Here is a 22832-nt window from a genome sequence, read left to right on the forward strand (position 1 = left end):
GAAGCGCCGCCCAGCTAGGCTCTCTGCCTTTGCTGGACGGCGCCAACTATCGGATAACCGGCCTTAATTGGAAGCCGGTTGTCGAACCCGTCAGACCTGCCCGTCCTCCAGCATTTCGGTCACAAGGGCCGCAATCTGGGACCGTTCGGACCGGGTCAGCGTGACGTGCGCGAAGAGCGGATGTCCCTTCAGCTTCTCCACCACGGCGACGACACCGTCGTACCGCCCCACTCGCAGATTGTCCCTTTGCGCCACGTCATGGGTCAGAACGACCCGCGAATTGGCCCCGATCCGGGACAGAACGGTCAGGAGTACATTCCGTTCGAGCGACTGGGCCTCGTCCACGATCACGAACGCGTCGTGCAGCGAACGGCCGCGGATGTGGGTGAGCGGAAGGACCTCCAGCATCCCGCGCGCGGTGACCTCTTCGATGACCTCGCGGCTGGTGACCGCGGACAGGGTGTCGAAGACCGCCTGCGCCCACGGGCTCATCTTCTCGGACTCGGAACCGGGCAGATAGCCGAGCTCCTGCCCGCCCACCGCGTACAACGGCCGGAAGACCATCACCTTCTGATGCTGACGCCGCTCCAGCACCGCTTCCAGGCCCGCGCACAGCGCGAGCGCGGACTTGCCGGTGCCGGCCCGGCCGCCCATCGACACGATCCCGATGTCCGGGTCGAGGAGAAGATCGAGCGCGATGCGCTGCTCGGCGCTGCGCCCCTTGATCCCGAACGCCTCCCGTTCGCCGCGCACCAGCCGGACGTTCCCCTCCGAGGTGACGCGGCCCAGGGCCTTGCCCCGCTCGGACTGGATCGTCAGGCCCGTGTGCACGGGAAGGTCGGCCGCCTCGGGGACATACACGTGTCCCTCGTCGAAGAGGATGTCCACCTGCTCGCCCGCCAGGGTCAGCTCGGCCATCCCGGTCCAGCCGGAGGAGCCCGTGATGGCGAGTTCCGCGCGGTACTCCTCGGCGAGGAGACCGACGGACGAGGCCTTGATCCTGAGCGGGAGGTCCTTCGACACGACGGTGACGTCGTACCCCTCGGCCTGCAGATTGCGGGCCACCGCGAGGATGCGGGAGTCGTTGTCCCCCAGGCGGTAGCCGCTGGGCAGCACGCTGGGGTCCGAGTGGTTGAGCTCGACGCGTACCGTCCCGCCGAGCTCCCCGATGGGAATGGGGGCGTCGAGGCGACCGTGCCGGACCCGGAACTCGTCGAGGAGGCGCAGGGCCTGCCGGGCGAAGTAGCCGAGTTCGGGATGGTGCCGCTTGGCCTCCAGCTCCGTGACCACGACGATCGGCAGCACTACCTCGTGCTCGTCGAAGCGGTTCAGAGCGTGCGGGTCGGCCAGCAGGACGCTGGTGTCGAGAACATAGGTGCGCCGGTCTGGCTTGTGGCGCTTTGTGCTGGTCACCACGGAAGGACGTACCCCCTCGGATGAGGTCGGGGAGCGACGAAGGAGATCTGGACCGGTCGACGGCCGCGATGCACGGGCCGTGGACCGGCCCTCCGCTTCGTCCGCGCTGTGACCGCACGGTCGGGCTGGTGCAAAGGGCCTCCCGGGCGGACGGCCCCGAGCCGCCCGCTGAGATACGACACCCGTGGTTCGGGTGTCGACCTCCTTGCCTTATGCCCTCGAACAAGCGCTGCCATGCCACGGCATATGACGGCGCACTGATGAACTCCCTATTACTACTGTCCCGGCGGTGGTGTGCGGGTCAGTTCCCGTACCGCCGGTGTCGCGCCGCGTAGTCGCGCAGGGCGCGCAAGAAGTCGACCTTGCGGAAGGCCGGCCAGAAGACCTCACAGAAGTAGTACTCGGAGTGAGCGGTCTGCCACAGCATGAAACCGGACAGCCGCTGCTCGCCGCTCGTCCGGATCACCAGGTCCGGGTCGGGCTGGGCGCCGGTGTAGAGGTGCTTGCCGATGAGGTCGACGTCGACGGCGTCGGCGAGGTCCGGGATCGACGTGCCCTTCTCGTGGGCGTCGAGGAGCATCGAGCGCACGGCGTCGGCGATCTCCTGGCGGCCGCCGTAGCCGATGGCGACGTTGACGAGTATCCCGTCGACGTGCGCGGTGGTCTCCTCGGCCTCCTTGAGCGCGTTCTGCATCTGGGAGGGCAGGATGTCCGGCGTGCCCACGTGGTGCACGCGCCAGCGGCCGTCGGCGGCGAGGGTGCGTACGACCCCCTCGATGATCCCGAGCAGCGGGCCGAGTTCTTCCTGCGGACGGTCGAAGTTGTCCGTCGACAGGAGCCACAGGGTGACGACCCCGACATCGGTCTCCGAGCACCAGCCGAGGAATTCCTCGATCTTGTCGGCCCCGGCCCGGTGTCCCTGGGCGGTGGTGGAGCCCGCCGCCTTCGCCCAGCGGCGGTTGCCGTCCATGATGACCCCGATGTGCTTGGGCACCTGGTCGTGGTCGAGATGGCCTTCCACCCTGCGTGCATAGAACCTGACCAGCAGGCGGCGCAGGTTGTCCCGCAGGTTCACGTGATTGTCAGCCCCTCCGTACGGATCGGACAGGCGCGGCCGAGGGCGATCCCTGTCCGGATGGCGGTCCTCGGGGCCTGTCCGTATGGCGGTCCCCGGGGGCGAAGCCTACCCCCGGGGAGGCGTGGCTCCGCCAAGGGGTGTCACGGGCACGCCAAGGGGTGTGCGGGGCCCTACGTGGTGCCGGCATCGATCCGGACACCCCGCCCGAGGAGGCGACGGGCGGCCTGACGTCGGTGTCCGGCAGGGCAGGGCGCTGTATGCGGACATCCGCTCCTGCACCAGTGAGCGGACCGCCGAAACGCCCGGCCGCTCACCGAAATGGGCGTACGTCCCCTCATCCACCGGTCCTCGCACTCGATGATCAGCGGCTGGGCCGGAGGCGACAGCCGCTCGACGTGCCGGCTCTCCGGGCGGTCCCCGGGTGAGTCCCTGCGTGAGTCCCTGGGCACCGGTCCGGCGGGCGACATGGGGGCGGCAGGCCGACTGAGCGGGCTGAACGACATCACTGCCCGCTGCGACCGGGGCCCTCCGGGCCCGTGGGGGGGGGCGCAGGGGGGCGCTCACCGGCCTGGGGCGGGAGGGAAACAAAAAACGGGCCGGTCCGTGGGGGGGAGACGGACCGGCCCGAGGGGGGGTTTCCACCATAACCCTTCGTAAGTGATGCTGCGTGCATCGGCGTGCCACAACTACTCTCCGAAGTTGCCCGGCGACGCGACGGTGGCCGCGGAGGCGTTCATTCCGGGCGGGATCATGGCCGAATCGCAGCGGATTCCAAGGGAATCGTTCGGAATCAGAAATAATCCGGAGGATTTGCGCACAGTTGTAGATCTTTCGGCGACACGCCCCGGCGTACTCCGGGCGGGTGACACGCGCCGGGAACGCCCGCTTGACGCCGGCGCTAACTTCGCAGCCATGGCCACGTTCACCACCCCCGGGACACCCGAACCGGTCCCGCTGGAGCTCGCGAAGTCGGCCCGCGCCCGGCGGCGCGGGCTGCTGAGGCGCGAGGGGATCGAGGGGGCACTGCTGCTGAGCCCGGCGAACTCGGTGCACACCCTGGGGATGCGGTTCGCGGTCGATGTCGCCTATCTGGACCGCGAGCTGCGGGTCCTGGCGGTGCGGACCATGCGTCCGGGCCGGATCGGACGGCCGCGACCGCGGGCCCGGCATGTCCTGGAGGCGGAGGCCGGGGCGATGGAGCGGTGGGGGGTCCGGCGTGGGGTGCGGGTCGCCGTACGCGGCGGGTGACGCCGCGTCAGCCGGTGCACGCGGCATCGCGCAGCCCCCTCCACTGCGCGATGCCACTCGCGCAGCTTTGCTCACGCGAATTACCTTGGTCTGAACTTACGTGAGGGGGCACGGCGAAGCGAGCCGCCCTCGGTAACGATGCGGAAAACCTGCGGTTCTCGCCGGGATCCGTGGAGAGCAGGGAGGGTTGAACTCGTTCAGGTCGTGCGGACTGTGTGGATCAAGGATGATTTCCAGCGACCTGTTCCGCCATATTCTGATCACCCCATTCACCCCGATGTGCCGGAGCAACTCCCCCGAAGCGCGGGTACCGCGGCGCGTGCGGCACGTGCGGCGCGTGCGGCGCGTGCGGCGCGTGCGGCGCGTGCGGCGCGTGCGGCGCGTGCGGCGCGTGCGGCGCCCGGAAGGATCACCCAAGCGGTCAGGATCTGACCTCATTGCCTTCTAACGTCGCCGCATGACCTTGAAGATCACGTGGGACGAGGCGAGCGCACGGCGGATGCAACGGCAGTTCCTGGCTGATCCCGCGCCGGCCGGCAGCGCCGTCGCGGAGGTGGTCGGCGCGATGCTGGGCGCGCACGCCCAGGTGCTGTCGGCGGCCGAGCTGTCGGTGGGGATACGGGCCGAGGGCGTCACCCGGGCGGACGTACGGGCGGCGCTGTGGGAGGACCGGACGCTCGTGAAGACGTACGGGCCGCGCGGGACCGTCCATCTGCTCCCGAGCGCCGAACTCCCCTTCTGGACTGCGGCGCTCCGCGCGATCCCGTCCCGTCCGAGCCCGTTCGCGCCGGACGTCCGGCTCACCGACGAGCAGGCGGAGCAGGTGGTGACCGCGATCGGCGACGCGCTCGACGGTGCGTTCCTGACCATCGACGAGCTGAACGACGAGGTCGTCGCCCGCACCGGGCCCTGGGCCGGAGACCTGGTGATGCCCGCGTTCCAGGGCATGTGGCCGCGCTGGCGCCAGGTGATGCACCGGGCGGGCCAGTCGGGCGCGCTGTGCTTCGGCCCCCAGCGCGGCCGCAAGGTGACGTACACCCGCCCCGCGCGCATCGGGCCCGACGCGGAAGTCACCGCACAGCAGGCGGTCGCCGCTCTCGTACGGCGTCATCTGCGCGCCTACGGTCCGGCGACGCCCGCGCACTTCGCCAAGTGGGCCGCCACGTCGAAGGGGTGGGCGGACGGCGTGTTCGGTGCGCTGGCCCGGGCCGGGGAGATCGAGGAGGTCCGGTTCGAGGGGGCGAGTGCCTGGGTGGACGCCGGGGACACCCGGTTCCCGGCGGAGGCCGTGCGCGGGGTGCGGCTGCTGCCGTACTTCGACCCGTACGGCATCGCCGCCCAGCCGCGCGAACTGCTGTTCCCGGGCGCGTCGTACCAGCGGGCGCTCGCGCGCGGCCAGGCCGGCAACTATCCGGTGCTCCTCGTCGACGGGGTGGTGGCCGGGGTGTGGCATCAACGGCGTCAGGGGCGGCGTACGACCGTGACGGTGGAGGCGTTGGGCCGGCTGACGGCACGACAGGAACAGGAACTGGGCGAGCAGGTGGAGCGGATGGGCGAGGTGCTGGAGGCGAAGCCCGAGCTGGTGGTGGGGGAGGTGACGACGGGGCCGCATGCGTGAACCGTGGGCCGTGGGCGTGGCCCGCGGTCCCGTGGGCTGTGCGCCGTGGGCCGTGATCTATGCCTGCGGTTTGCGGGCCTCGATCAGGAAGCGGGTGCTGTGCGCGAGGAACGGGCCCTCGCTCCCGATCTTCTCGTGCAGGGAGCGGAGTTGGGGCTCGTACGCCTCGACCGTGAAGTCCGGGACCATCCAGATCACCTTGCGCAGGAAGTGGACGACGGCCCCGATGTCGTGGAACTCCATGCGCAGGCGTACCGGGCGGAGGTCGGTGACCGTCAGGCCGGCCTTCCGGGCGGCGGTCCGCGCGCGCTCCGGGTCGCGGGCCGTGCGGTTCTCCTCGGGCTGCGGGCCGAGGAAGTACTCGACGAGCTCGTAGGCGCTCGCGGGGCCGACCTGCTGGGAGAAGTAGGTGCCGCCGGGGCGCAGGACGCGGGCGATCTCGTCCCAGTACGTGCGCACCGGATGCCTGCTGGTGACGAGGTCGAAGGCGGCGTCCGCGAACGGCAGCGGCGCGTCCTCCGGGGAGGCGACGACCACGGCGCCGCGCGGGTGGAGCAGGGCGGTGGCCTTGGCGACGTTCGGCGGCCAGCCCTCGGTCGCGACCGTGAGCGGGGGCAACTCCGGTGCGCAGGCGAGGACTTCGCCGCCGCCGGTCTGGATGTCGAGCGCGGCGGACGCACCCGCCAGCCGCTCCCCCATGGCCCGCGCGTACCCCCACGGCGGCCGCTCCTCGGTGGCACGGCCCTCGAACCAGGAGAAGTCCCACCCGTCGACGGACGCGGCCGCGGCCTCGGCGACGAGGTCTTCGAAGGTGCGGCCGGTGTGACCGGTACCGCCGGCACCACCGGTACCACCGGCACCACCGGCACCGCCGGTGCGGCTGGTATGGCTGGTGCGGCCCGCTCGGCTCGTGGTCATGGCCGAGATCCTCTCAACGGGGGTGCGGAGGCGCGACCCCATTTCGTTGTCGGTGCCCGCTGCTAGGTTCCGGCCATGACCGCGAATCCAGGAGTAGTCCGGGTGCCGTACACCGGTGGCGAGAAAGAGAGTCTGCACGCCAGTCTCGACCGGCACCGGGACGCCGTGTTGTGGAAGCTGGCGGGGCTGGACGACGAGCAGGGGCGGCGGGTGATGACGCCGTCCGGTACCAGTCTGCTGGGCCTGGTGAAGCATCTCGCGTCCGTGGAGTACGGCTGGTTCTGCCGCACGTTCGGGCGGGAGGTGGAGCCGCTGTGGTTCGACCCGTTCAGCGAGGAGGACATGCGCGCGGGCCCGGACGAGACGACCGACGGGATCATCGAGTTCTACGGCCGCGCCCGCACCGCCGCCGACCGCGCGATCGCGGAGCTGTCCCTGGACGACCTCGGCACGTCGTGGAACGGCACGCGGGTCTCCCTGCGCTGGGTCCTGATCCGCATGGTCGAGGAGACGGCCCGGCACGCCGGGCACATGGACATCCTGCGGGAGCTGATCGACGGGGCGACCGGGGATCACCGGCCCGGGTGATGCCGTGGCAGGTGCGGGAGGACGGGGTGGCGGCGGCCGGGCTCAGGCGTCGTCCAGCACGAGCATGATGTGCTCGTCCTCCCCGTGGCGGACCGTGCCCGTGCGGCGGAAGCCGTGCTTTTCCAGGAGGCGTACGGACGCGGTGTTGCCGTGGAAGGGGTCGGCGTACAACGGGCGGGTCCTTTCGCGGCGCAGGAACAGGCCCAGCGCCCGGCTGCCGATGCCACGGGCCCAGTACGGGCGGCCGAGCCAGTACCCGATGAAGCGGCGCTCGCCCTCCCACCAGGCCACGATGTTGCCGGCCGGGTCGCCGTCCACGGTGACCGTCAGCACGAGACCGGTGTCGTCCCCGAGGACCCTTTCCTTCCAGTGGGTCATGAAGGCCTCGCGCGGCCGGGGCGTGAACCTCGACCGCCGGACGGCCTCCGGATCGTGCTCGTACGCGAGGAAGACCTCGAGGTCGGCCTCGGTCACGTACCGCAGCTGTACGTCTTCCACGTCGCCCGCGTTGTCCACGTTGTCGTCGCTCATGTCGGGTGAGTGTGGCACCGGGCACTGACAACGGCCGGTGAGCTGTGGTTACGGCACGAGCGGGCGTACTTCCCCGGCCGCGAAGCGGATGAAGCCCTCGGGGTCGGACTCGTCGGCCGTGGGCTGGAGGATCACCGTGTCAGCGCCCGCGTCGGCGAGGCGCCGGACGGCCTTGGCGACCTCGGCGGCGTCCCCGGCGACTCCGTGTTCCACGGCCGGGTCCTCACCGTTCGCCTCGATCTCGGCGCGCAGCCGGGCGGCGGCGTCCGGGCCGGTCGCCGTGTGCAGATAGACGACGACCTCGTGCGGGCCGGTACGACCGGCCGACTCCCGTCCCTCGTCGATGAGCCGACGGGCCTGCCGTACGCCCTCCGGGGAGGTGGCGGCGGTGAGGATCGTCCCGTCCGCCGCCTCGCCGGACAGCCGCAGCGAGCGGGGACCGGTGGCACCGGCGAGGACGCGCACGGCGTCCGCCGGCGGCCAGTCCAGGGCGACGCGGTCGAGCGTGACGTACCGGCCGTCCGTGGTGACGCGCTCGCCGCGCAGCAGTGCGCGCAACGCGTCGAGATACTCCCGCAGCAGCGTCAGGGGTGACTCGGCGCGCGCACCGACCTGCCCCATCCACTCCTGCACACCGTGGCCGACGCCGACGACCGCCCGGCCGGGGAACAGCCGGTCGAGCGTGGCGGTCTCCATCGCGGTCACGGCGACGTTCCGCAGCGGCACGGGGAGCAGACCGACGCCCACGCGCAGACGTTCCGTCCAGGCGAGCGCGGCGGAGGCGGCCGAGATCCCCCCTTCCAGGAAGCAGTCCTCCCAGAGCCACAACTCCTCGAGCCCGCAGTCGTCCGCGAGCCGCGCGATCGCGCGCAGCCGCTCGGGGGGCAGTTGGGGACGGAACACGGCGCCGAGTGCAGTCATGCGGACTTCCTATCGAGCGGGGGCGGCACGGGACAACACCTTTATGAGCCGGTGCCGTTCGGGCGGTCTGTGCCAGCTGCGTCGGCTGTGCCCGCTGCGGGGTTCGTGCCGGCTGTGTCGGCTGTGCTCTCGGCGCGTTCGTAGCGGAGGAGTGCGACGCCGTTGCCGAAGGTGCGGGACTCGGTGAGCCGGAGCGGCGTGAGGGTGTCGGTCTCGGGGAAGAGGCGCTTGCCCCGGCCGAGGAGGACGGGATGGACGTACACGCGGTACTCGTCGACGAGGTCGTGCCGCATGAATTCGGCGGCGAGGTCCGCGCCCCCGAGCGCGAGGTCACCGCCCTCCTGGGCCTTGAGGGCGTGGATGTCCTCGACGACCAGGTCCCGCACGATGGTGGTGTGCCACCCGGCGTGCTGCAACGTGCGCGAGAACACGATCTTGGGCATGTCCCGCCAGATCCGGGCGAAGTCGGCCACGGGTCCGGTGCTGGCGGGATCGGCGTCGGCGGTGGGCCAGAAGTCGGCCATGAGCTGGTAGGTGACCCGCCCGCTCAGGAAGGCGCCCATCCCCCTGAGCGTGTCGTTGAAGTGCTGGTGCACCTCGTCGTCGACCAAATGCCAGTCGATCTCGCGGTTCGGTCCTTCGATATAGCCGTCCAGGGACACGGACATCATCAGCACGATCTTTCTCATGACAGCTCCGGCTCCCGGTTCCACGACGACCGACAGGAATCAGCTAGACGACGAGCATCGCGCAGCCCCGCCCCGCAGGCGCGGAGGAACGCCCGGTTTCCGGGCCGAGCACCGTGCCGACGGTCAGCTCGCGCCGGACTTCTGGGACTCGGACGATGCCGTGTCCCTCGGGAACGTCACCTCCACGCGGCGGTTCTTGCGGCGGCCCTGCTCGGAGGTGTTGTCGGCGATGGGGTAGTCCTCGCTGTAGCCGCGGACCTCGAAGGTGACGTCCTGCGAGCCGAGAGCGGAGGCCAGTTGGTCGTGGACGGCTTCCGCGCGCTTCTTGGAGAGGGTCAGGCCGTGGGCGTACGAGCCCAGGTTGTCGGTGAAACCGAAGACGCGGACGTTCGTGGCGTTCTGCTTCTTGATCTCGTCCGCGATGGCGTTGATGCGCGACCGTGCCTCCGGGTTCAGCTTCGGGCTGTCCTTGGGGAAGAGCACCTCCGCCTGGAGCGCGAACGTCACGTCCGCGTTCGTGTCCTCCCGGCGCTCCTCGCCGCCGAGGTCCTCGACGACCGACTTGATGTCCAGGACCTTGGCGGGGGCGAGGGTCGCTCCGTCCGCGAGCTTCAGACCCGGGCTGTTCGCATCCACGTCCGGGGGTGGCGAGGTGGTCACGCTGCCCGGGGGCGCGCTGGGGTCACCGTCGTCGGCGACGGCTGAGGGGACGGTGAGGGTGAGCGTGGCGAGTACGGCCAGTGCGGTGAGTGTGGTCGCGGTGGCGGTCGCGGTCGCGGTGGCGCGGCGGGGGGTGAGGGTCATGGGTTAGCCCTCGGAGATTTCGATTGAGGCGGGGGGCATTCCGCCGACCTGGAAACTGACCTTTGTGGTGCCTTCGGGTGGGGCGGGGAACTGGGCGAACCAGTCTGTCGACTGTCCTTGGAGAAGGCCGCCCGTGAACCTCGTGCACAAGCACCGGCCCTCCGTGTCCCGCAGCACCAGGTACTTCTTCTTGCCGGTCTCGTCGACCAGGCTGGCGCCGGCCATGGAACCGCCGTTCTTGGCCAACTCCCTTTCGTCACCTCGCCAGGACCCCACGGACCAGGCGCGGCCCGTTCCGTTCGCCACCGTGCCCTCGACGGTCACGAACCCGCCCCCGTCGCGCTTGGCGGATTTCACCGTGAGCGTCACACCGCCCTCGCCTTTGACCTCGGCAAGCACCGTGTCCGACTCGGGGGCCTTCGACTGCGCCTTGCTGCCGTCGTCGCCGCTCTTCGCGGGAGCCGTGGAGGACGGGGTTCCCTTGTCGGACTTCCCGTCGTCTCCCCCGCCACAGCCGGCCACCGTGAGAAGCAGCCCGGCCGTGATCGCCACGGCGCTCAGTGCCCGGCGGCCCTTCATGGTGTGCCGATAGTCCATGGGTACGGCTTCCTTTCACTCGGCCAGATGCACAGAGAACAGCACGGATGCGTCAGGAAGGTCGGCCGGATCGAAATCTTCGGGATCGATGTTCACGGTCTGGCCATCACAGCCCAGCTCTACAGGCTTCTTGGGATCCGCGTTCAGATCGAAGTCGCAGCGCGGCTGGACGACTGCAACGGCATGGGCCCTCGCCCGCATGCCCTCCGTGCCGGGAATGATCGAGTCACCGACCGTGTAGTTGGTCTGGATGTCGACCTGAAAGCCGGGATAGCCGTTCCTCACGACCGGTTGGGCTCCGCCCTGCACGGTCGAGTCGTTCGCGGCAGCCAACACCTGAGCCGCGGCGTCGGCTCCGTCGGCCGGGAGCACCGTGTCCTCCGGCAGGTCCAACCAGTCGAGCCAGTTGTCGTCCGTGCCGACGGCGTCCCCGAGGCGCACCAACAGCTCGTCCCGGGCGTCCTGCGCTGCCGCCAACGCCGCAGCGTCCGCCGCGGATTGAGCCCCGTTGCGGGCGGACGCTGCCTGGGCGAACGCGAAACAGGCGAAGGCTGCGAAGAGCAGGATCACCGTCAGCCAGATATAGATGGGGAGGGTTTGCCCCCGATCGCTCAGCAGTCGTACAGCGCTCAGCCGCCGATGACGTCGGTGACCGCGCGCAGGATCGCATCCGAGATCAACCCGTCCAGGCCGAGCCCATCGATCAGCGTGAAGATCCCCGCAATGATGATCATCAACCCCGCATACTCCACAAACCCGGCCCCCGCGTCCCGCCCCGCCCCCCGCATCCGGGAGACCACGGTCGTCCGCCACCCGCTGAGCCTGCGCCTCGTGTTCGTCACCATGACCGCCGCCCTCCCACCCGACACCACCACCAACCCGAGCACCGTACGTGAGAGCGCGCCTACTCCGGGTGGGTCCAGGGGCCCAACTTCTTGCCGGTGAAATCATCGGTGGAGTCATGGGCGGAGTCATCGGCTCCACCCCTCCCGCGCCGTACCCAGCCAGTGGGCGATCGCTTCGCTGCGCGTCGCACTGTGCAGCTTTGCGAAGATGCGATTGATGTGGTTCTTGACCGTCTTCTCGCTGATGAAGCAGGTGGCGGCGATCTGCCGGTTGTTCATGCCGGCCGCGATGAGATCCATGACCTCCACCTCCCTTGAACTCAGACCGAAGTCCAGCCGATTGACGGTCCGGCGGGGCAGGCCCGTCACACGGGTGGGCCAAGCCTTCGACGACTGTGCCACAACTGATTGCAGGTGCGAAGGGTTTCCGTTCGGTTCGTACGAAACGCTGAGCGAAGACGAGACAGTGAGCCGCCCCCTCCGTACATCCCGTACCGCGGTGATCAGTTCGGGCACCGTGAACTCCCCGTGCACCAGGTAACCGGACGCTCCTCTGCGCAGCGCCTCCGCCACCACCTTGGGCTCCCGGCTGTAGGTCAGCATCATCACGGTGGTAAGCCGGACCAGTTCGGGGAGTGCGGTAAGGCCGTCCGTGCCCGGCATCCGCACGTCGAGGAGGACCACATCGGGGCGGTGTTCCCCGGCGAGGGCCTTCGCCTCCTCGCCGTTCGAGGCCTCCGCCACCACCTCTATGTCGGGGTGCGCGGACAGCAGGGCGGACAGGCCCGCCCGTACCACCGGATTGTCGTCGGCCACGAGTACGCGCAGGGGCGGGCCGGAGAGTGCCTGGTCAGGCATGTGCGGCCTCCTCTTGGGGGGTGTGGGGAGTGGAGGGGGTGGCGGGCGTGGAGAGGGGAACCGTCAGGTGGACCTCGGCGCCGCCCAGCGGGGAACGGCCCAGCCGGACCCGGCCGCCGAGGCTCGCGGCCCGCTCCGCCATGCCCAGCAGCCCGAAGTGGCCGGTTTTCGCCGGGCTGTCGGGGGTCGCGGACGGCGGCAGGCCGGCACCGTCGTCCCCCGCCCTCACCGCCAGCCGGTCCTCGGCGACGTCGAGTTCGACCAGTACGCTCGTCGCCCGCGCGTGGCGGTGGGTGTTCTCCAGCGCCTCCGACACGACCGCCAGGACGTGGTGCGCGGTCGCGCAGGGAAGCTGCCGCAGGGCGCGCAGGGCGTCTTCGTCCGTACGCGGAAGTCTCAGCTCTGCCGCCAGGCCCGTACGAGTGCCGAAGTCCCTTACCCGGCAGCCCAGTTCCGCGGTCAGATCGACGTGCGCGGCGGTGAAGTCCGTATGGCGCCGGAGGTCCGACAGCAGGTCCCGGGACTCGGCCGCCGCCCTGCGTGCCGCTCCCGCCACCACCGTCGCCTGGCGCTTGAGGGCGGCGGGGTCGCTGTGGTCCGTGGACGCCGCCAGGGCGTCCGCCGCCAGGGCCAGCCCGTGCAGGGTCTTCGCCACCGAGTCGTGCATCTCGCGGGCCAGCCGCGCGCGCTCCGACTCCACCGCCTCCGCGACCGCCAGCCGGGAGGTCGCCTCCGACAACGCCTGACTGGCCGCGCCGAAGCGGAACATCAGATTGCGCAGGGTGACGCCGATGATCCCGGCGGCGACGCAGAAGCCGGCGACGAGGAGGGTGTTGGCGCCGGCGCCGGGGCGGTGTTCCCAGGCCCTGAACACCGTCAGGAGGACGACGAGTTGGAGGCCGGTGAACACTCCCGAGCCGCGCCAGCCGTAGAGGAGACCGGAGAGGAGCGGGGTGCACACCGTCGCGTACGCCAGGGGGGACGCGGGGGACGCCGTCACGAGCAGGGTCGCCACGAAGAGCAGGTCGAGCGCCATCAGGGTGGGGTGGGCCAGGAGACGGGGGCCGAAGCGGTCCCAGTCGCGGAGCATGGCGTACGAGGCCATGACGCCGAGGACCGCGGCGGCCAGGACGGCGTAGCGGGGGGCGCCGGCCGCGGCGTTGGCCATGGCGAAGGGGGCGCCGAAGGCGATCATCGTCAGGCGGACGGCGATGGTCTGCCGGCAGAGGGCCTGGAGGGCGCTCAGCTGGAGGCGGACGCTGGTGGGGGGCGGGGCGTCGTCCGCCAGGTATCCGGCGTCGGGGCCGGCCGGCGCCGGGGTCCGCCTGGCGGCACGTGCCGGGTGTCGCTGTGCCCACTGTGCCCACTGTGCCCGCTGTGCCCACAGCCCCGCGAGCCGGCCGTCTCCCATGCCGCCTCCCATCATCGCCCCAGGATCGAGCCGAAGTTCGTCCCCGACCCCAGGAACATGCCGGTCGCGATGAGGATCATCGTGGCCGGAAGCATGAAGACCAGGGTCACCATCGTGGCCTTGGGGATGGTCTTCGCCGCGCGGCGGCGGGCGTTCTGGGCGTCGGTGCGGCGCATGTCGGTGGCCAGCTGGATGAGGGTCTCGGCGATCGGGGAGCCCAGCTCCTCGCCCTGTTGCAGGGCGGAGACGAACTGGGCCACCTGCTCGGACGAGTTGCGTTTGCGCAGTTCGTCGAAGGCCTGGCGGCGGCTCACGCCCATGTCCATCTGGCGCAGGGTGATGCGCAGTTCGTCCGCCCAGGGGCCCTCGTACTTCTCGGCCACCCGGTCCAGTGCCTGGCGGAAGCCGAGGCCCGCCGAGACCACGACCGCCAGGACGTCGAGGAAGTCGGGCAGGGTGCGGTCGATGACGTCCTTGCGTTCGCGGACGGCCTGCCAGATCAGCGCGTCGGCGGCGAGCAGGCCGAAGGCGAGGGTGCCCAGCGCGAACAGCGGGTGACCGTTGGTGAGGAAGATCAGGCCGAGTACGACGCCGAAGATGCCGTAGACGGCGCGGCGGGCCGCGTAGCGGTTCAGGGTGAGGCCGCCCGGGTTGCCCGCCATGTCGATGCGGCGCCGCTTGGCGGCGACGCGGCGGGGGCCCATCAGGCGCAGGACGAGAGGGGCGAAGCGCATGCCGAGGCGGTCGACGGCGGAGTCGGCCGTGGAGACGCGGGTGGCGCCGACCTCCAGGGCGAGCACGAGGTCGCTGGGCAGCTTGGCGTCCGCCCTGATCATGCGGATGCCGAGGAGGACACCCGCCACGGCCACGGCCATCAGCGCGGCGAGCAGCAACCCCAGCGACGTAGACGAGGACACCGTGCCTCCCCTCACACTTCGATCTTGCCGAGGCGGCGGATGACGAAGAAGCCGACCGTGTAGAGGCCGAGCGACAGGAGGATCAGGCCCTGGCCGAGCGAGGAGCCGGTCACGCGGGCGAGGGCTCCCTCGTTCGAGGAGTTGATCAGCAGCAGCGAGCCGAGCCCGAGGAGCGGGACCGTGAAGGCGGTCGCGTTGACCTCGGAGAGCATGGTGCGCACCTCGCGCCGGGTCTCCTTGCGGTCCTCCAGGGTCTGGGTGAGGTTGCGCAGCGAGCTGACGACCGAGCCGCCCGCCTTGTTGGCCAGCACCAAGGTGGTCACGAGGACGATCAGTTCGCGGGACGGGAGGCGTTCGGCGAGTTCGTCCAGGGCGTCGTCGACGGACCTGCCGAGCGTCAACTGGTCGGCGACACGCGCCAGCTCCTCGCCCGCGGGTGCCTCCAGTTCCTCCGCCGCCATGGCGAGGGCCGTGCGCAGGGCGAGGCCCGCGGCGGTCGCGTTGGCGAGGAGACGGGCCACGTCGGGCAGTTGGCCGATGAACGCCTCGATGCGTTTCTGGCGCTGCCAGTTGAGGAACACGGCCGCACCCCAGATGCCGACCAGGGCGGCGATCGGGCCGAAGAACGGCGCCAGGGTGGTCGCCGCGATCAGCCACAGCGCGACGACCACCGCGGCGACGTAGGTGGTGAACTCCCCTGCGGTCAGGTCGAGTCCGGTCGTCGTCAGGCGGAGGTGGATGGCGCGGCCGAGGCGGGTGCGGCGCAGTCGGCGGTCGATGCCCGCGAAGCGCCGTACGCGGCCTGCCACCGTACGGATCGGGCCGCCGCCGGCCAGCCGGTCGACCAGGGCCTGGCGCTGGGCGCGGCCCGCCGCGTACACGTGCACGCCCGCGACGGCGAGCGTGCCGCACAGCACGGTGGCGCCGAGGGCGAGGAGAGCGGGATGGTTCACGGCTCGCTCCTCTCGTCGTGGGTGGGGGTCGTCCGATCACGGGTGGGGGTCATCCGATGGCCTGCCTCGTGTCGAGTACGTCGATGGCGTCCGCGACTCTGAAGGCGGCCGGCAGCGGCTCATTGGCGACGTACAGCTTCTCGGCGACCTGGCGTGGCAGCGGGAGGTGCTCGAAGCGGCCGTGGACGACGCGGTCGGCGCCGACGGGGCGCGGCACGAAGCGGGCGACGGGGACGATGCGGAACTGCTCGCGGCCGTGCGAGACGACGAGGGCGATCTCGGTGATCTTGCGGGAGCCGTCGGCGTGCCGGGTGAGCTGGACGACCACGTCCACCGCCGAGTTGATCTGGTCCTTGAGGGCCTCGAACGGGATCAGTACCTCGGACATCGAGCCGAGGGTCTGCAACCGCATCAGCGCGTCCTCGGCCGAGTTCGCGTGCACGGTGGCCAGGGAGCCGTCGTGGCCCGTCGACATCGCCTGGAGCATGTCGAGCGTCTCGCCGCCGCGGACCTCACCGACGATGATGCGGTCGGGGCGCATCCGGAGCGAGTTGCGGACCAGGTCGCGGATGGTGATCTGGCCCTTGCCCTCGACGTTCGGGGGGCGGGATTCGAGGCGGATCACATGCTCCTGCTGGAGCTGGAGTTCGGCGGAGTCCTCGACGGTGATGATGCGCTCGTAGGACGGGATGAGCCCGGAGAGCGCGTTGAGGAGGGTCGTCTTGCCGGTGCCCGTACCGCCGCTGACGATGATGTTGAAGCGGGCCCGGACGAAGGCCGCGAGCAGCAGCAGCATCTGCTCGTCCAGGGAGCCGAGGCCAATGAGTTCCGGCAGCGTGTACGCGCGGGGGAAGCGGCGGATCGTGAGGGTGGGGCCGGTGAGGGCGAGCGGCGGGATGATGACGTTGACGCGTTCGCCGGTGGGGAGGCGGGCGTCGACCATCGGGTTCGACTCGTCCACGCGCCGGTTGACCGTCGAGACGATGCGTTCGATGGTCTGCATCAGCTGCTCGGTGGAGGCGAAGCGGAGCGGGAGCTGTTCGACGCGGCCGGCTCGCTCGACGAAGATCGAGTCCGGGCCGTTGACCATGATCTCCGTGATCGAGGCGTCGGCGAGCAGGGGTTCCAGGACGCCGAGGCCGAGCGCCTCGTCGACGACCCGGCGGATCAGCTGGGACCGCTCGGCGGAGGAGAGGACCGGCCCCTCCCGGCTGATGATGTGGCCGAGTACGCGCTCCAGGCGGATCCGGCGTTCGGCCGCCGCCAGGCTCGACATCTCGGCGAGGTCGATCTCTTCGAGGAGCTTGGCGCGGTAGACGGCGACCAGGTGTCCGTCCTCGCGGGCGGGGCCGCCTTCGTCGGGGGCGGCGATTCGGGAGCGGAGGCTCATGTCCGGGGTCAACTCCTCTCGGGGGCTGGGGGCTTCGGTCGTCTCGGGGGCGGGGGCTGGGGGCTTCGGTCGTCTCGGGGGCGGGGGCGTCAGTCGTCGGTGGGCATGGTGGCGCGGCGGGTCACGTCCCAGCCGGCGCCGAAGAAGGGGATGACGGAGGGGACGTGGACGGTGACGGTGGCGGTGGTGGTGTCGGCGCCCTTCGCCGGCGCGGGGACGTCCGGGTCGAGCCAGGAGCTCACCGAGGCCAGACCCGCGGCCGTGCACGTCGCCGTCCTGGTGCGAGGCGACCCGGGCGGCGGCGCGCGCTCCGGATCCGGCCTGGCTGATGCCGTAGCCGACGAGGCCGAGCTGGATGGCGGCCATGCCGATGACGAGGAGGATGGGGAGGAAACCGGCGAACTCCAGCATGGACACGCCCCGGTCGCCCCATCGCCGCGGCGGCCGGGACCCGGCGGGAGGTAAGCGGGTCGCGCGCCGGTCGAGGAGCCTCACCCGCCGTCCCCCTCCAGCGCCGCCCCCGCCGAGCCGTCGACCGACCAGCCCGGGTTGACCCCGGGGAAGAACAGCGGGACGTCCACCTGGACGGTCGCCTTCATCACCGACCCGTCCTGCCCGCAGCTGATGTCCGCCCCGCTCCAGGAATCCGGCAGATGCTCGGCGCCGGCCGACTGGCACGCCCCTCCCACATCGCCCTTGATCGCGTACGCCGCCGTGGCCGCGCGGGCCGCCTCGTCCGCCGCGTTCCCGGCGAGGGAGTACGTGTAGCCGTACAGCACGCACTCCCACAGGATCGCCATCACGACCAGCAGCAGGGGGAACATCCCGGCGAACTCCAGGGTGACCGCGCCCCGGTCGCCGCCGCGCCGCCGCAGGGAGAGCGCGCCGCGGTCCGAGGACTTCCGGCGCCGTCCACCGCTCTCCTGGACGGCGACCAGCCCCAGCTCCCCCGCCAGCGCCCACAGTGCCTGCTTGACCGTGGAGCGGGCGTCGAGGTCCTGGAGGCGCCCCGCGTCGACCACGGACTGGAGTTCCTTGAAGGCGGCGGGGACGGCGGAGCGGGCCACTTTGGTGCCGGTGACCCGCTCGACCAGGGACGGCTGGATCTCCGTACCGCGTGAGTGGCGGTTGACGACCGTGAGCGTCTCCTCCGCCTTGCGGATCTGGAGGCGGTCCCACATACGGACCATGCGTTTGGCGGCGCGGATCGCGACCACGTCGGGGGTGACCAGGAGCAGCGCCTGGTCGGCCATCTCGACGGCCGCGGCGGTGGCGGAGTTCATCTGGGAGCCGCAGTCGACGATCACCACGTCGTGGCGCGAGCGCAGGGTTCCCACGACCTGCCGGGCGACCCGGTCCGTCACCTCCTCGCCGCGCTCGCCCTCGGCGGGCGCCAGCAGGAGCCCGATGCCGCTGTCGTGGATGTAGACGGCGTCCTGGAGGACGCGCGGGTTGATGTCGGTGATGCCGGCCAGGTCCGCGACCGACCGCCTGAACTGCACGTCCAGGTACGAGGCCACGTCGCCCGACTGGAGGTCGAGGTCGAGCAGCGCGACCGTACGGCCCGACGCCCTGGCCGCGAGCGCGAGCTGGACGGCCGTGACGGTCGCGCCGACGCCGCCCTTGGCGCCGGTCACCGTGACGACCGTGCCGCCGGGGCCCGTGTACAGCTCGGGTGTCCCGCTGCCGAGGTGGCGCCGCATGCCCGTCGACCACGCGGCGGCCGCCTGGACACGTTCGGCGAGGGCGTCGTAACCGAGCGGCAGGCCGATGATGCCGCGGGCGCCCGCGTCCATGGCGGCGGTGAGGACGCCGCTTCCGGTGTCGGCGGTGATGAGGACGACGCCGACCGCCGGGAAGCGCAGCACCAGGTCGCGGATCACGTCGAGCGCCGGTACCGGGCCGATGCGCTCGTGGACCAGGACGACCTCGGGCAGCTCGTCGAGGGACTCGGCGGCGAGCCGGGCCAGGGTGTCCAGGAGCGCGGTGGTGTCGGCGACCGGCGGGGCCGGTTCGGCGTCGGTGAGCTGGCTCAGCAGGGTGGCGAGGGCGCGGGCCGAGTCGATGTCGCCGACGGCGGGGAGGATGCGTACGGTCATCGGCCGGCCCTCGCAGGGGTTGGGTGCCTCGTGGCTGAGCGCATCGCGGCTGAGCGCATCGCGGCCTCCTACTTGTCCTCGTCGAGGGTGTATGAGCGGTCGCCCGGCGGGACCGTGGTCCCCGAGCCGCCCGCGACCAGCGCGAGCCGGACGTGTTCGGCGAACGACTCGGCGTACGCGACCCGTTGGGCGTCCGCCGTGTCGAGCGCGAAGGTGATGGGGACGGCCTCGCTCGCGGTGCGGCGGCGCTGGTCGCTGCTCTGGCCGGGGTCGAGGGCGGTGAGCTTGCCGACGTCGAGGACGCGGGCGTTCTCGACGATCACCTTGGACTGGTCCTTGCCCTTGTCGCTCGGCGCCTTGAAGGTGGCGTAGATGTTGACGCGGGAGCCGGGGTTGATCTTGCCGGCGACACCGGTCGACGCGTCGATCATGATCGCGATCTCCTGTTGCCCCGCCGCCAGCGCGGGCCGGTCCACGATCATGTCGGTCTGGAGCAACGAGCCCTTCTCCAGCTGGGTCACCGCGATCTTCCCGCGGATCTGGGCGAGGTCGGTGACCGCCGTCTTCGACAGCCAGCGCCTGGGCATGGAGACCTTCTCGAACTGGTCGGCCGACAGCTCCTTGTAGGGCGCGATGTCGTTCCTCAGCCGGTACGCCGCCACCTCGGGGCCGACCTTCGAGTTAACGTCACGGATCACCGACAGCACTCCGGCGAAGGCGCCCAGGGCACACAGGACCGAGAGGACCAGCAGGATGACGCCGCGGCGCTGGCGTGAGTTCATGACGCGGACAACCTCGTTCGGAGCGGGGGCGAAGGGGTCGAGCGGCCGTGCTGTGCTGTGGTGCTGCGCCGTGCGCCGTTACGTCCGGCCCCGGGGCAGGGCTCGTACGGCCGCGGGCGCTCTCGCCTGCCCGAGCTCCGGCGGCGGGGGAAGCGGCGCCGCGCAGAACCCGCAGCGGTCGCCGATGAGTTCGAGCCCACACCAGTGGCACTCCTCCCGGCGTACGGACGAGACGAGCTGATAGAGCACGGAGACGTCGAACAGGCCCGCGGCGAACTCGGCGAGCCGTCCCGTGCCCCACCAGCGCGTGGACTGAGCGGGCAGCGGCACGGTCGCCACGCCCTGCACGCGCCACGCGGGAGCGAGTGAGGCCGTGACCCAGTCCGAGGGCGGCTGCCCGGCGGCGACGAGCAGCCGGGTGCCGAACTCGGGGCCCGGTAACTCCTCCTCGCCGACCCGTACGAGCTGCGGCCGGGGATTGGCCAGTACGGCGAACTGGGCGCCCGGCACCCACGACTTGGCGTGGGACTTCATCGAGACGGGCACGCGGTCGAGCCCCGCGACCGAGCCGAGCAGGGCGCCGGCGTAGATGTAGTGGGCGAGCAGGCGCGCGGCGGAGGCGAGTACGCCGGGGCTGAAGTCGCACATCGACAGCTGCCGCAACTGCTGGGCCAGTAAGGCGAGTCCGAGCGGGGGCAGGTCGATGCCGAGCAGCGCGATGCGGTCGCTCTCCAGGACGGAGCGCACGGTACGCAGCCGCCTGACGTCCGGCTGCTCGGCCGCGGCGGGGCCGGTGGCGGGAGCCGGGTACAGGACGACGACGTACCCGTGCTGCTCGATGAGCGCGTGCATCCCGTTCAGGGACTGCTCGAGGGTGTCGAGGGGCTGGACGGCGGCGGGCGGGGTCCCCCGGTCGAGCGGGGGGAGCACCAGGTCGGCGCTGGTGACGGCTATCGCGGTCGGCACGCTGCACACCACCCCGTTCACTGCGGCGGGGTGGTCGACCACCGCCTCAGATCGCCCCTGTGACGTCCTCTTGCATCCTCTTGCCCAGCACCATATCCACGGCATGCCCCGCTCAACACCGAATCAACGAGATCATCTCACCGAAGGTGTGACCTTGATCCACACAGAGTGAGGCGCATATGCCTCAACTCACCCTCCGCGCCCAGGGGTTGAGATCTCCAGAGGTCTTGACAACCAGATTGGTCTGGACCAGTTTGTAGGTCCAACGGTGGCCACCGTTCCGCAACGCTCCCCCTCCCCTCTCCCCCCTTTTCCCTCACCGGAGGCCCCAGTGGACCGCGCACCAGGCACACCCCCACGCAGACGCACCCCCCTACGCACCCCGAGGCGCACCCGCACATGGGCGGGGCTCCTCGCCGCCGTACTGGGTGCGTCCGTCCTCTCCCTCACCGGTGCCGGTCCGGCCTCGGCCGCGGACGTCAACAACGCGAAGAACGGCGGCTACGAGTCGGGCCTCGGCAACTGGACGTGTTCCGCGAGCAGCGGTACGACCGTCTCCTCGCCGGTGCACGGCGGTTCGGCCGCGCTGAAGGCGACGCCGGCCGGCCAGGACAACGCGAAGTGCACCCAGACGGTCGCGGTCAAGCCCAACTCGACGTACACGCTGAGCGCCTGGGTGCAGGGCGGGTACGCCTACCTGGGCGCGAGCGGCACGGGTACGACGGACGTGTCGACGTGGACACCGGACTCGACGTCCTGGAAGCAGCTGACCACCACCTTCACGACCGGCGCCGCGACGACGTCAGTGACGGTCTACACGCACGGCTGGTACGGGCAGGCGGCGTACTACGCCGACGACCTGTCCGTCTTCGGCCCCGACGGCGGCGGCGGTTCGGACCCCGCGCCCACGGTCCCCGCGGCCCCGGCGGGCCTCGCCGTGTCGTCCACCACGTCCTCCTCCGTCTCCCTGTCCTGGAACAGCGTCTCCGGAGCGACGGGCTACAACGTGTACCGGGCCGGTACGAAGGTCCAGTCGGTGACGGGCACGTCGGCGACGGTGTCCTCCCTCGCCGCCTCGACGTCGTACTCCTTCCAGGTCACGGCGACGAACGCGGCGGGTGAGTCGGCGAAGTCGGCGGCGGTGACGGGCACGACGAGCGCCTCCTCGGGCGGGGGCGGGGGTTCCGTGCCGAAGCACGCGGTGACGGGCTACTGGCAGAACTTCAACAACGGGGCGCAGGTCCAGAAGATCTCGGACGTCCAGTCGCAGTACGACATCATCGCGGTGGCCTTCGCGGACGCGACGTCGACGCCGGGCGCCGTGAGCTTCAGCCTCGACTCGGCGGGCCTCGGCGGCTACACGGTCGACCAGTTCAAGGCGGACATCAAGGCGAAGCAGACGGCCGGCAAGAAGGTCATCATCTCCATCGGCGGCCAGAACGGCACGGTGTCGGTGAACGACTCGGCCTCGGCGGCGAACTTCGCGAACTCGGTGTACTCCCTGATGCAGACGTACGGCTTCGACGGCGTCGACATCGACCTGGAGAACGGCCTCAACGCGACGTACATGTCGCAGGCGCTGCGGTCCCTCTCCGCCAAGGCGGGCTCGTCCCTGGTCATCACGATGGCGCCGCAGACGATCGACATGCAGTCCACGTCGAACGGGTACTTCCAGACGGCTCTGAACATCAAGGACATCCTCACCGTCGTCAACATGCAGTACTACAACAGCGGTTCGATGCTCGGCTGCGACGGCAAGGTGTACTCGCAGGGCTCGGTCGACTTCCTCACGGCCCTCGCCTGCATCCAGCTCGAAGGCGGCCTCGCCCCGTCCCAGGTGGGCCTCGGCCTGCCGGCCTCGACGAGCGGCGCCGGCAGCGGCTATGTCTCCCCGACGGTGGTGAACAACGCCCTGGACTGCCTGACCAAGGCCACGAACTGCGGCTCCTTCAAGCCCTCGAAGACGTACCCGGACCTGCGCGGCGCGATGACCTGGTCGACGAACTGGGACGCGTCGGCGGGGAACGCGTGGTCGAACGGGGTGGGGGCGCACGTGCACGCGCTGCCGTAGCGCTCTGCGGTTCCTCGGTAGGTGGAACTGGCAGTGCTCGGCCGGGAACGCGACGGGGGTCCTGGGTTTCCGGGGCTCCCGTCGGCCGGGATCTGCCGGTCGCGGGGGTGCCGCCGTGCGCTGAGCCGCGTG

Annotated in this window: 23 protein-coding genes and 1 pseudogene; 4 read left to right on the top strand and 20 right to left on the bottom strand. The window is 70.9% G+C overall.

The window, feature by feature from the left end; genetic code table 11:
* Positions 1–90: 90 nt before the first annotated feature.
* Together SAVERM_RS16755 and SAVERM_RS16760 are read right to left on the bottom strand one after the other, a co-directional pair.
* Positions 91–1416 (bottom strand): PhoH family protein, encoded by a 1326-nt coding sequence (locus tag SAVERM_RS16755; protein WP_010984666.1) that lies wholly within the window; start codon positions 1414–1416, stop codon positions 91–93.
* Positions 1417–1717: 301 nt separating this feature from the next.
* Positions 1718–2491: an isoprenyl transferase gene (locus SAVERM_RS16760; protein ID WP_010984667.1), complete on the bottom strand. Its 774-nt coding sequence runs from the start codon at positions 2489–2491 to the stop codon at positions 1718–1720.
* A gap of 915 nt (positions 2492–3406) precedes the next feature.
* Here SAVERM_RS16760 and SAVERM_RS16765 point away from each other — a divergent pair.
* Positions 3407–3742 carry a DUF192 domain-containing protein gene (locus SAVERM_RS16765; protein ID WP_037644992.1) on the top strand — a complete coding sequence of 112 codons (336 nt, stop codon included), beginning with the start codon at positions 3407–3409 and terminating at the stop codon, positions 3740–3742.
* A gap of 457 nt (positions 3743–4199) precedes the next feature.
* Positions 4200–5360: a winged helix DNA-binding domain-containing protein gene (locus SAVERM_RS16770; protein WP_010984669.1), complete on the top strand. Its 1161-nt coding sequence runs from the start codon at positions 4200–4202 to the stop codon at positions 5358–5360.
* 57 nt (positions 5361–5417) lie between these two features.
* Here the strand turns inward: SAVERM_RS16770 and SAVERM_RS16775 are convergent, their stop codons facing one another.
* Complete coding sequence (locus tag SAVERM_RS16775; protein ID WP_010984670.1) at positions 5418–6278, bottom strand: class I SAM-dependent methyltransferase; 861 nt, start codon at positions 6276–6278, stop codon at positions 5418–5420.
* A gap of 75 nt (positions 6279–6353) precedes the next feature.
* Here SAVERM_RS16775 and SAVERM_RS16780 point away from each other — a divergent pair, with 75 nt between their 5' ends.
* Positions 6354–6866, top strand: a complete 513-nt coding sequence (locus SAVERM_RS16780; RefSeq protein WP_037644990.1) for a DinB family protein — start codon at positions 6354–6356, stop codon at positions 6864–6866.
* Between the two features lie 42 nt (positions 6867–6908).
* Here the strand turns inward: SAVERM_RS16780 and SAVERM_RS16785 are convergent, their stop codons facing one another.
* From SAVERM_RS16785 to SAVERM_RS16860, 17 genes and pseudogenes are all read right to left on the bottom strand, one after another.
* Positions 6909–7397 (bottom strand): GNAT family N-acetyltransferase, encoded by a 489-nt coding sequence (locus SAVERM_RS16785; RefSeq protein ID WP_037644989.1) that lies wholly within the window; start codon positions 7395–7397, stop codon positions 6909–6911.
* A gap of 48 nt (positions 7398–7445) precedes the next feature.
* Positions 7446–8318, bottom strand: a complete 873-nt coding sequence (locus SAVERM_RS16790) for an LLM class flavin-dependent oxidoreductase (protein WP_010984673.1) — start codon at positions 8316–8318, stop codon at positions 7446–7448.
* A 41-nt stretch (positions 8319–8359) separates the two neighbouring features.
* Positions 8360–9007, bottom strand: a complete 648-nt coding sequence (locus SAVERM_RS16795) for a dihydrofolate reductase family protein (RefSeq protein ID WP_010984674.1) — start codon at positions 9005–9007, stop codon at positions 8360–8362.
* A 123-nt stretch (positions 9008–9130) separates the two neighbouring features.
* A complete protein-coding gene (locus SAVERM_RS16800; RefSeq protein ID WP_010984675.1) occupies positions 9131–9811 on the bottom strand; it encodes an OmpA family protein in 681 nt (226 codons plus the stop codon).
* 3 nt (positions 9812–9814) lie between these two features.
* Entirely contained in the window at positions 9815–10408 is a 594-nt protein-coding gene (locus SAVERM_RS16805) for a hypothetical protein (RefSeq protein ID WP_010984676.1), read from the bottom strand.
* A gap of 15 nt (positions 10409–10423) precedes the next feature.
* Entirely contained in the window at positions 10424–10978 is a 555-nt protein-coding gene (locus SAVERM_RS16810; RefSeq protein WP_010984677.1) for a pilus assembly protein TadG-related protein, read from the bottom strand.
* A gap of 59 nt (positions 10979–11037) precedes the next feature.
* Positions 11038–11253 carry a hypothetical protein gene (locus SAVERM_RS16815; RefSeq protein WP_010984678.1) on the bottom strand — a complete coding sequence of 72 codons (216 nt, stop codon included), beginning with the start codon at positions 11251–11253 and terminating at the stop codon, positions 11038–11040.
* 126 nt (positions 11254–11379) lie between these two features.
* The gene (locus SAVERM_RS16820; protein ID WP_010984679.1) at positions 11380–12111 is read right to left on the bottom strand and encodes a response regulator; all 732 of its coding nucleotides are present in this window, start codon (positions 12109–12111) and stop codon (positions 11380–11382) included.
* Positions 12104–13522 (bottom strand): sensor histidine kinase, encoded by a 1419-nt coding sequence (locus SAVERM_RS16825; protein ID WP_010984680.1) that lies wholly within the window; start codon positions 13520–13522, stop codon positions 12104–12106. The genes SAVERM_RS16820 and SAVERM_RS16825 overlap by 8 nt, the downstream gene beginning before the upstream one ends.
* Before the next feature lie 11 nt (positions 13523–13533).
* The gene (locus SAVERM_RS16830; RefSeq protein ID WP_010984681.1) at positions 13534–14439 is read right to left on the bottom strand and encodes a DUF5936 domain-containing protein; all 906 of its coding nucleotides are present in this window, start codon (positions 14437–14439) and stop codon (positions 13534–13536) included.
* A gap of 11 nt (positions 14440–14450) precedes the next feature.
* Complete coding sequence (locus tag SAVERM_RS16835; protein WP_010984682.1) at positions 14451–15392, bottom strand: type II secretion system F family protein; 942 nt, start codon at positions 15390–15392, stop codon at positions 14451–14453.
* A 49-nt stretch (positions 15393–15441) separates the two neighbouring features.
* Positions 15442–16782, bottom strand: coding sequence for a TadA family conjugal transfer-associated ATPase (locus tag SAVERM_RS16840; RefSeq protein ID WP_010984683.1), 1341 nt, complete (start codon positions 16780–16782; stop codon positions 15442–15444).
* 89 nt (positions 16783–16871) lie between these two features.
* Positions 16872–17024 carry a hypothetical protein gene (locus SAVERM_RS44760; protein WP_010984684.1) on the bottom strand — a complete coding sequence of 51 codons (153 nt, stop codon included), beginning with the start codon at positions 17022–17024 and terminating at the stop codon, positions 16872–16874.
* Between the two features lie 109 nt (positions 17025–17133).
* Positions 17134–17193: pseudogene (locus tag SAVERM_RS45560) on the bottom strand (hypothetical protein); the annotation flags it as partial.
* An 80-nt stretch (positions 17194–17273) separates the two neighbouring features.
* On the bottom strand, positions 17274–18881 hold the full coding sequence (locus SAVERM_RS16850) for a CpaE/TadZ family protein (protein WP_010984685.1): 1608 nt from the start codon (positions 18879–18881) through the stop codon (positions 17274–17276).
* Between the two features lie 68 nt (positions 18882–18949).
* Positions 18950–19663, bottom strand: a complete 714-nt coding sequence (cpaB, locus tag SAVERM_RS16855; RefSeq protein WP_037644987.1) for a Flp pilus assembly protein CpaB — start codon at positions 19661–19663, stop codon at positions 18950–18952.
* A 78-nt stretch (positions 19664–19741) separates the two neighbouring features.
* Positions 19742–20629, bottom strand: a complete 888-nt coding sequence (locus SAVERM_RS16860) for a hypothetical protein (RefSeq protein ID WP_010984687.1) — start codon at positions 20627–20629, stop codon at positions 19742–19744.
* A 331-nt stretch (positions 20630–20960) separates the two neighbouring features.
* Between SAVERM_RS16860 and SAVERM_RS16865 the strand changes: the two genes are divergently transcribed.
* Positions 20961–22700: a chitinase gene (locus tag SAVERM_RS16865; RefSeq protein WP_010984688.1), complete on the top strand. Its 1740-nt coding sequence runs from the start codon at positions 20961–20963 to the stop codon at positions 22698–22700.
* Positions 22701–22832 lie beyond the last annotated feature (132 nt).

It is taken from the genome of Streptomyces avermitilis MA-4680 = NBRC 14893 (genome assembly GCF_000009765.2).
In the GTDB taxonomy this organism is placed as follows: Bacteria; Actinomycetota; Actinomycetes; order Streptomycetales; family Streptomycetaceae; genus Streptomyces; species Streptomyces avermitilis.

What these genes read in the sequence shown, in the direction of transcription:
- SAVERM_RS16765 (WP_037644992.1), top strand. Translation starts at nt 3,407, where the DNA reads ATGGCCACGTTCACCACCCCCGGGACACCCGAACCGGTCCCGCTGGAG.
- SAVERM_RS16770 (WP_010984669.1), top strand. Translation starts at nt 4,200, where the DNA reads ATGACCTTGAAGATCACGTGGGACGAGGCGAGCGCACGGCGGATGCAA.
- SAVERM_RS16775 (WP_010984670.1), bottom strand. Translation starts at nt 6,278, where the DNA reads ATGACCACGAGCCGAGCGGGCCGCACCAGCCATACCAGCCGCACCGGC.
- SAVERM_RS16780 (WP_037644990.1), top strand. Translation starts at nt 6,354, where the DNA reads ATGACCGCGAATCCAGGAGTAGTCCGGGTGCCGTACACCGGTGGCGAG.
- SAVERM_RS16785 (WP_037644989.1), bottom strand. Translation starts at nt 7,397, where the DNA reads ATGAGCGACGACAACGTGGACAACGCGGGCGACGTGGAAGACGTACAG.
- SAVERM_RS16790 (WP_010984673.1), bottom strand. Translation starts at nt 8,318, where the DNA reads ATGACTGCACTCGGCGCCGTGTTCCGTCCCCAACTGCCCCCCGAGCGG.
- SAVERM_RS16795 (WP_010984674.1), bottom strand. Translation starts at nt 9,007, where the DNA reads ATGAGAAAGATCGTGCTGATGATGTCCGTGTCCCTGGACGGCTATATC.
- SAVERM_RS16800 (WP_010984675.1), bottom strand. Translation starts at nt 9,811, where the DNA reads ATGACCCTCACCCCCCGCCGCGCCACCGCGACCGCGACCGCCACCGCG.
- SAVERM_RS16805 (WP_010984676.1), bottom strand. Translation starts at nt 10,408, where the DNA reads ATGGACTATCGGCACACCATGAAGGGCCGCCGGGCACTGAGCGCCGTG.
- SAVERM_RS16815 (WP_010984678.1), bottom strand. Translation starts at nt 11,253, where the DNA reads ATGGTGACGAACACGAGGCGCAGGCTCAGCGGGTGGCGGACGACCGTG.
- SAVERM_RS16820 (WP_010984679.1), bottom strand. Translation starts at nt 12,111, where the DNA reads ATGCCTGACCAGGCACTCTCCGGCCCGCCCCTGCGCGTACTCGTGGCC.
- SAVERM_RS16825 (WP_010984680.1), bottom strand. Translation starts at nt 13,522, where the DNA reads ATGGGAGACGGCCGGCTCGCGGGGCTGTGGGCACAGCGGGCACAGTGG.
- SAVERM_RS16840 (WP_010984683.1), bottom strand. Translation starts at nt 16,782, where the DNA reads ATGAGCCTCCGCTCCCGAATCGCCGCCCCCGACGAAGGCGGCCCCGCC.
- SAVERM_RS16850 (WP_010984685.1), bottom strand. Translation starts at nt 18,881, where the DNA reads ATGACCGTACGCATCCTCCCCGCCGTCGGCGACATCGACTCGGCCCGC.
- cpaB (WP_037644987.1), bottom strand. Translation starts at nt 19,663, where the DNA reads ATGAACTCACGCCAGCGCCGCGGCGTCATCCTGCTGGTCCTCTCGGTC.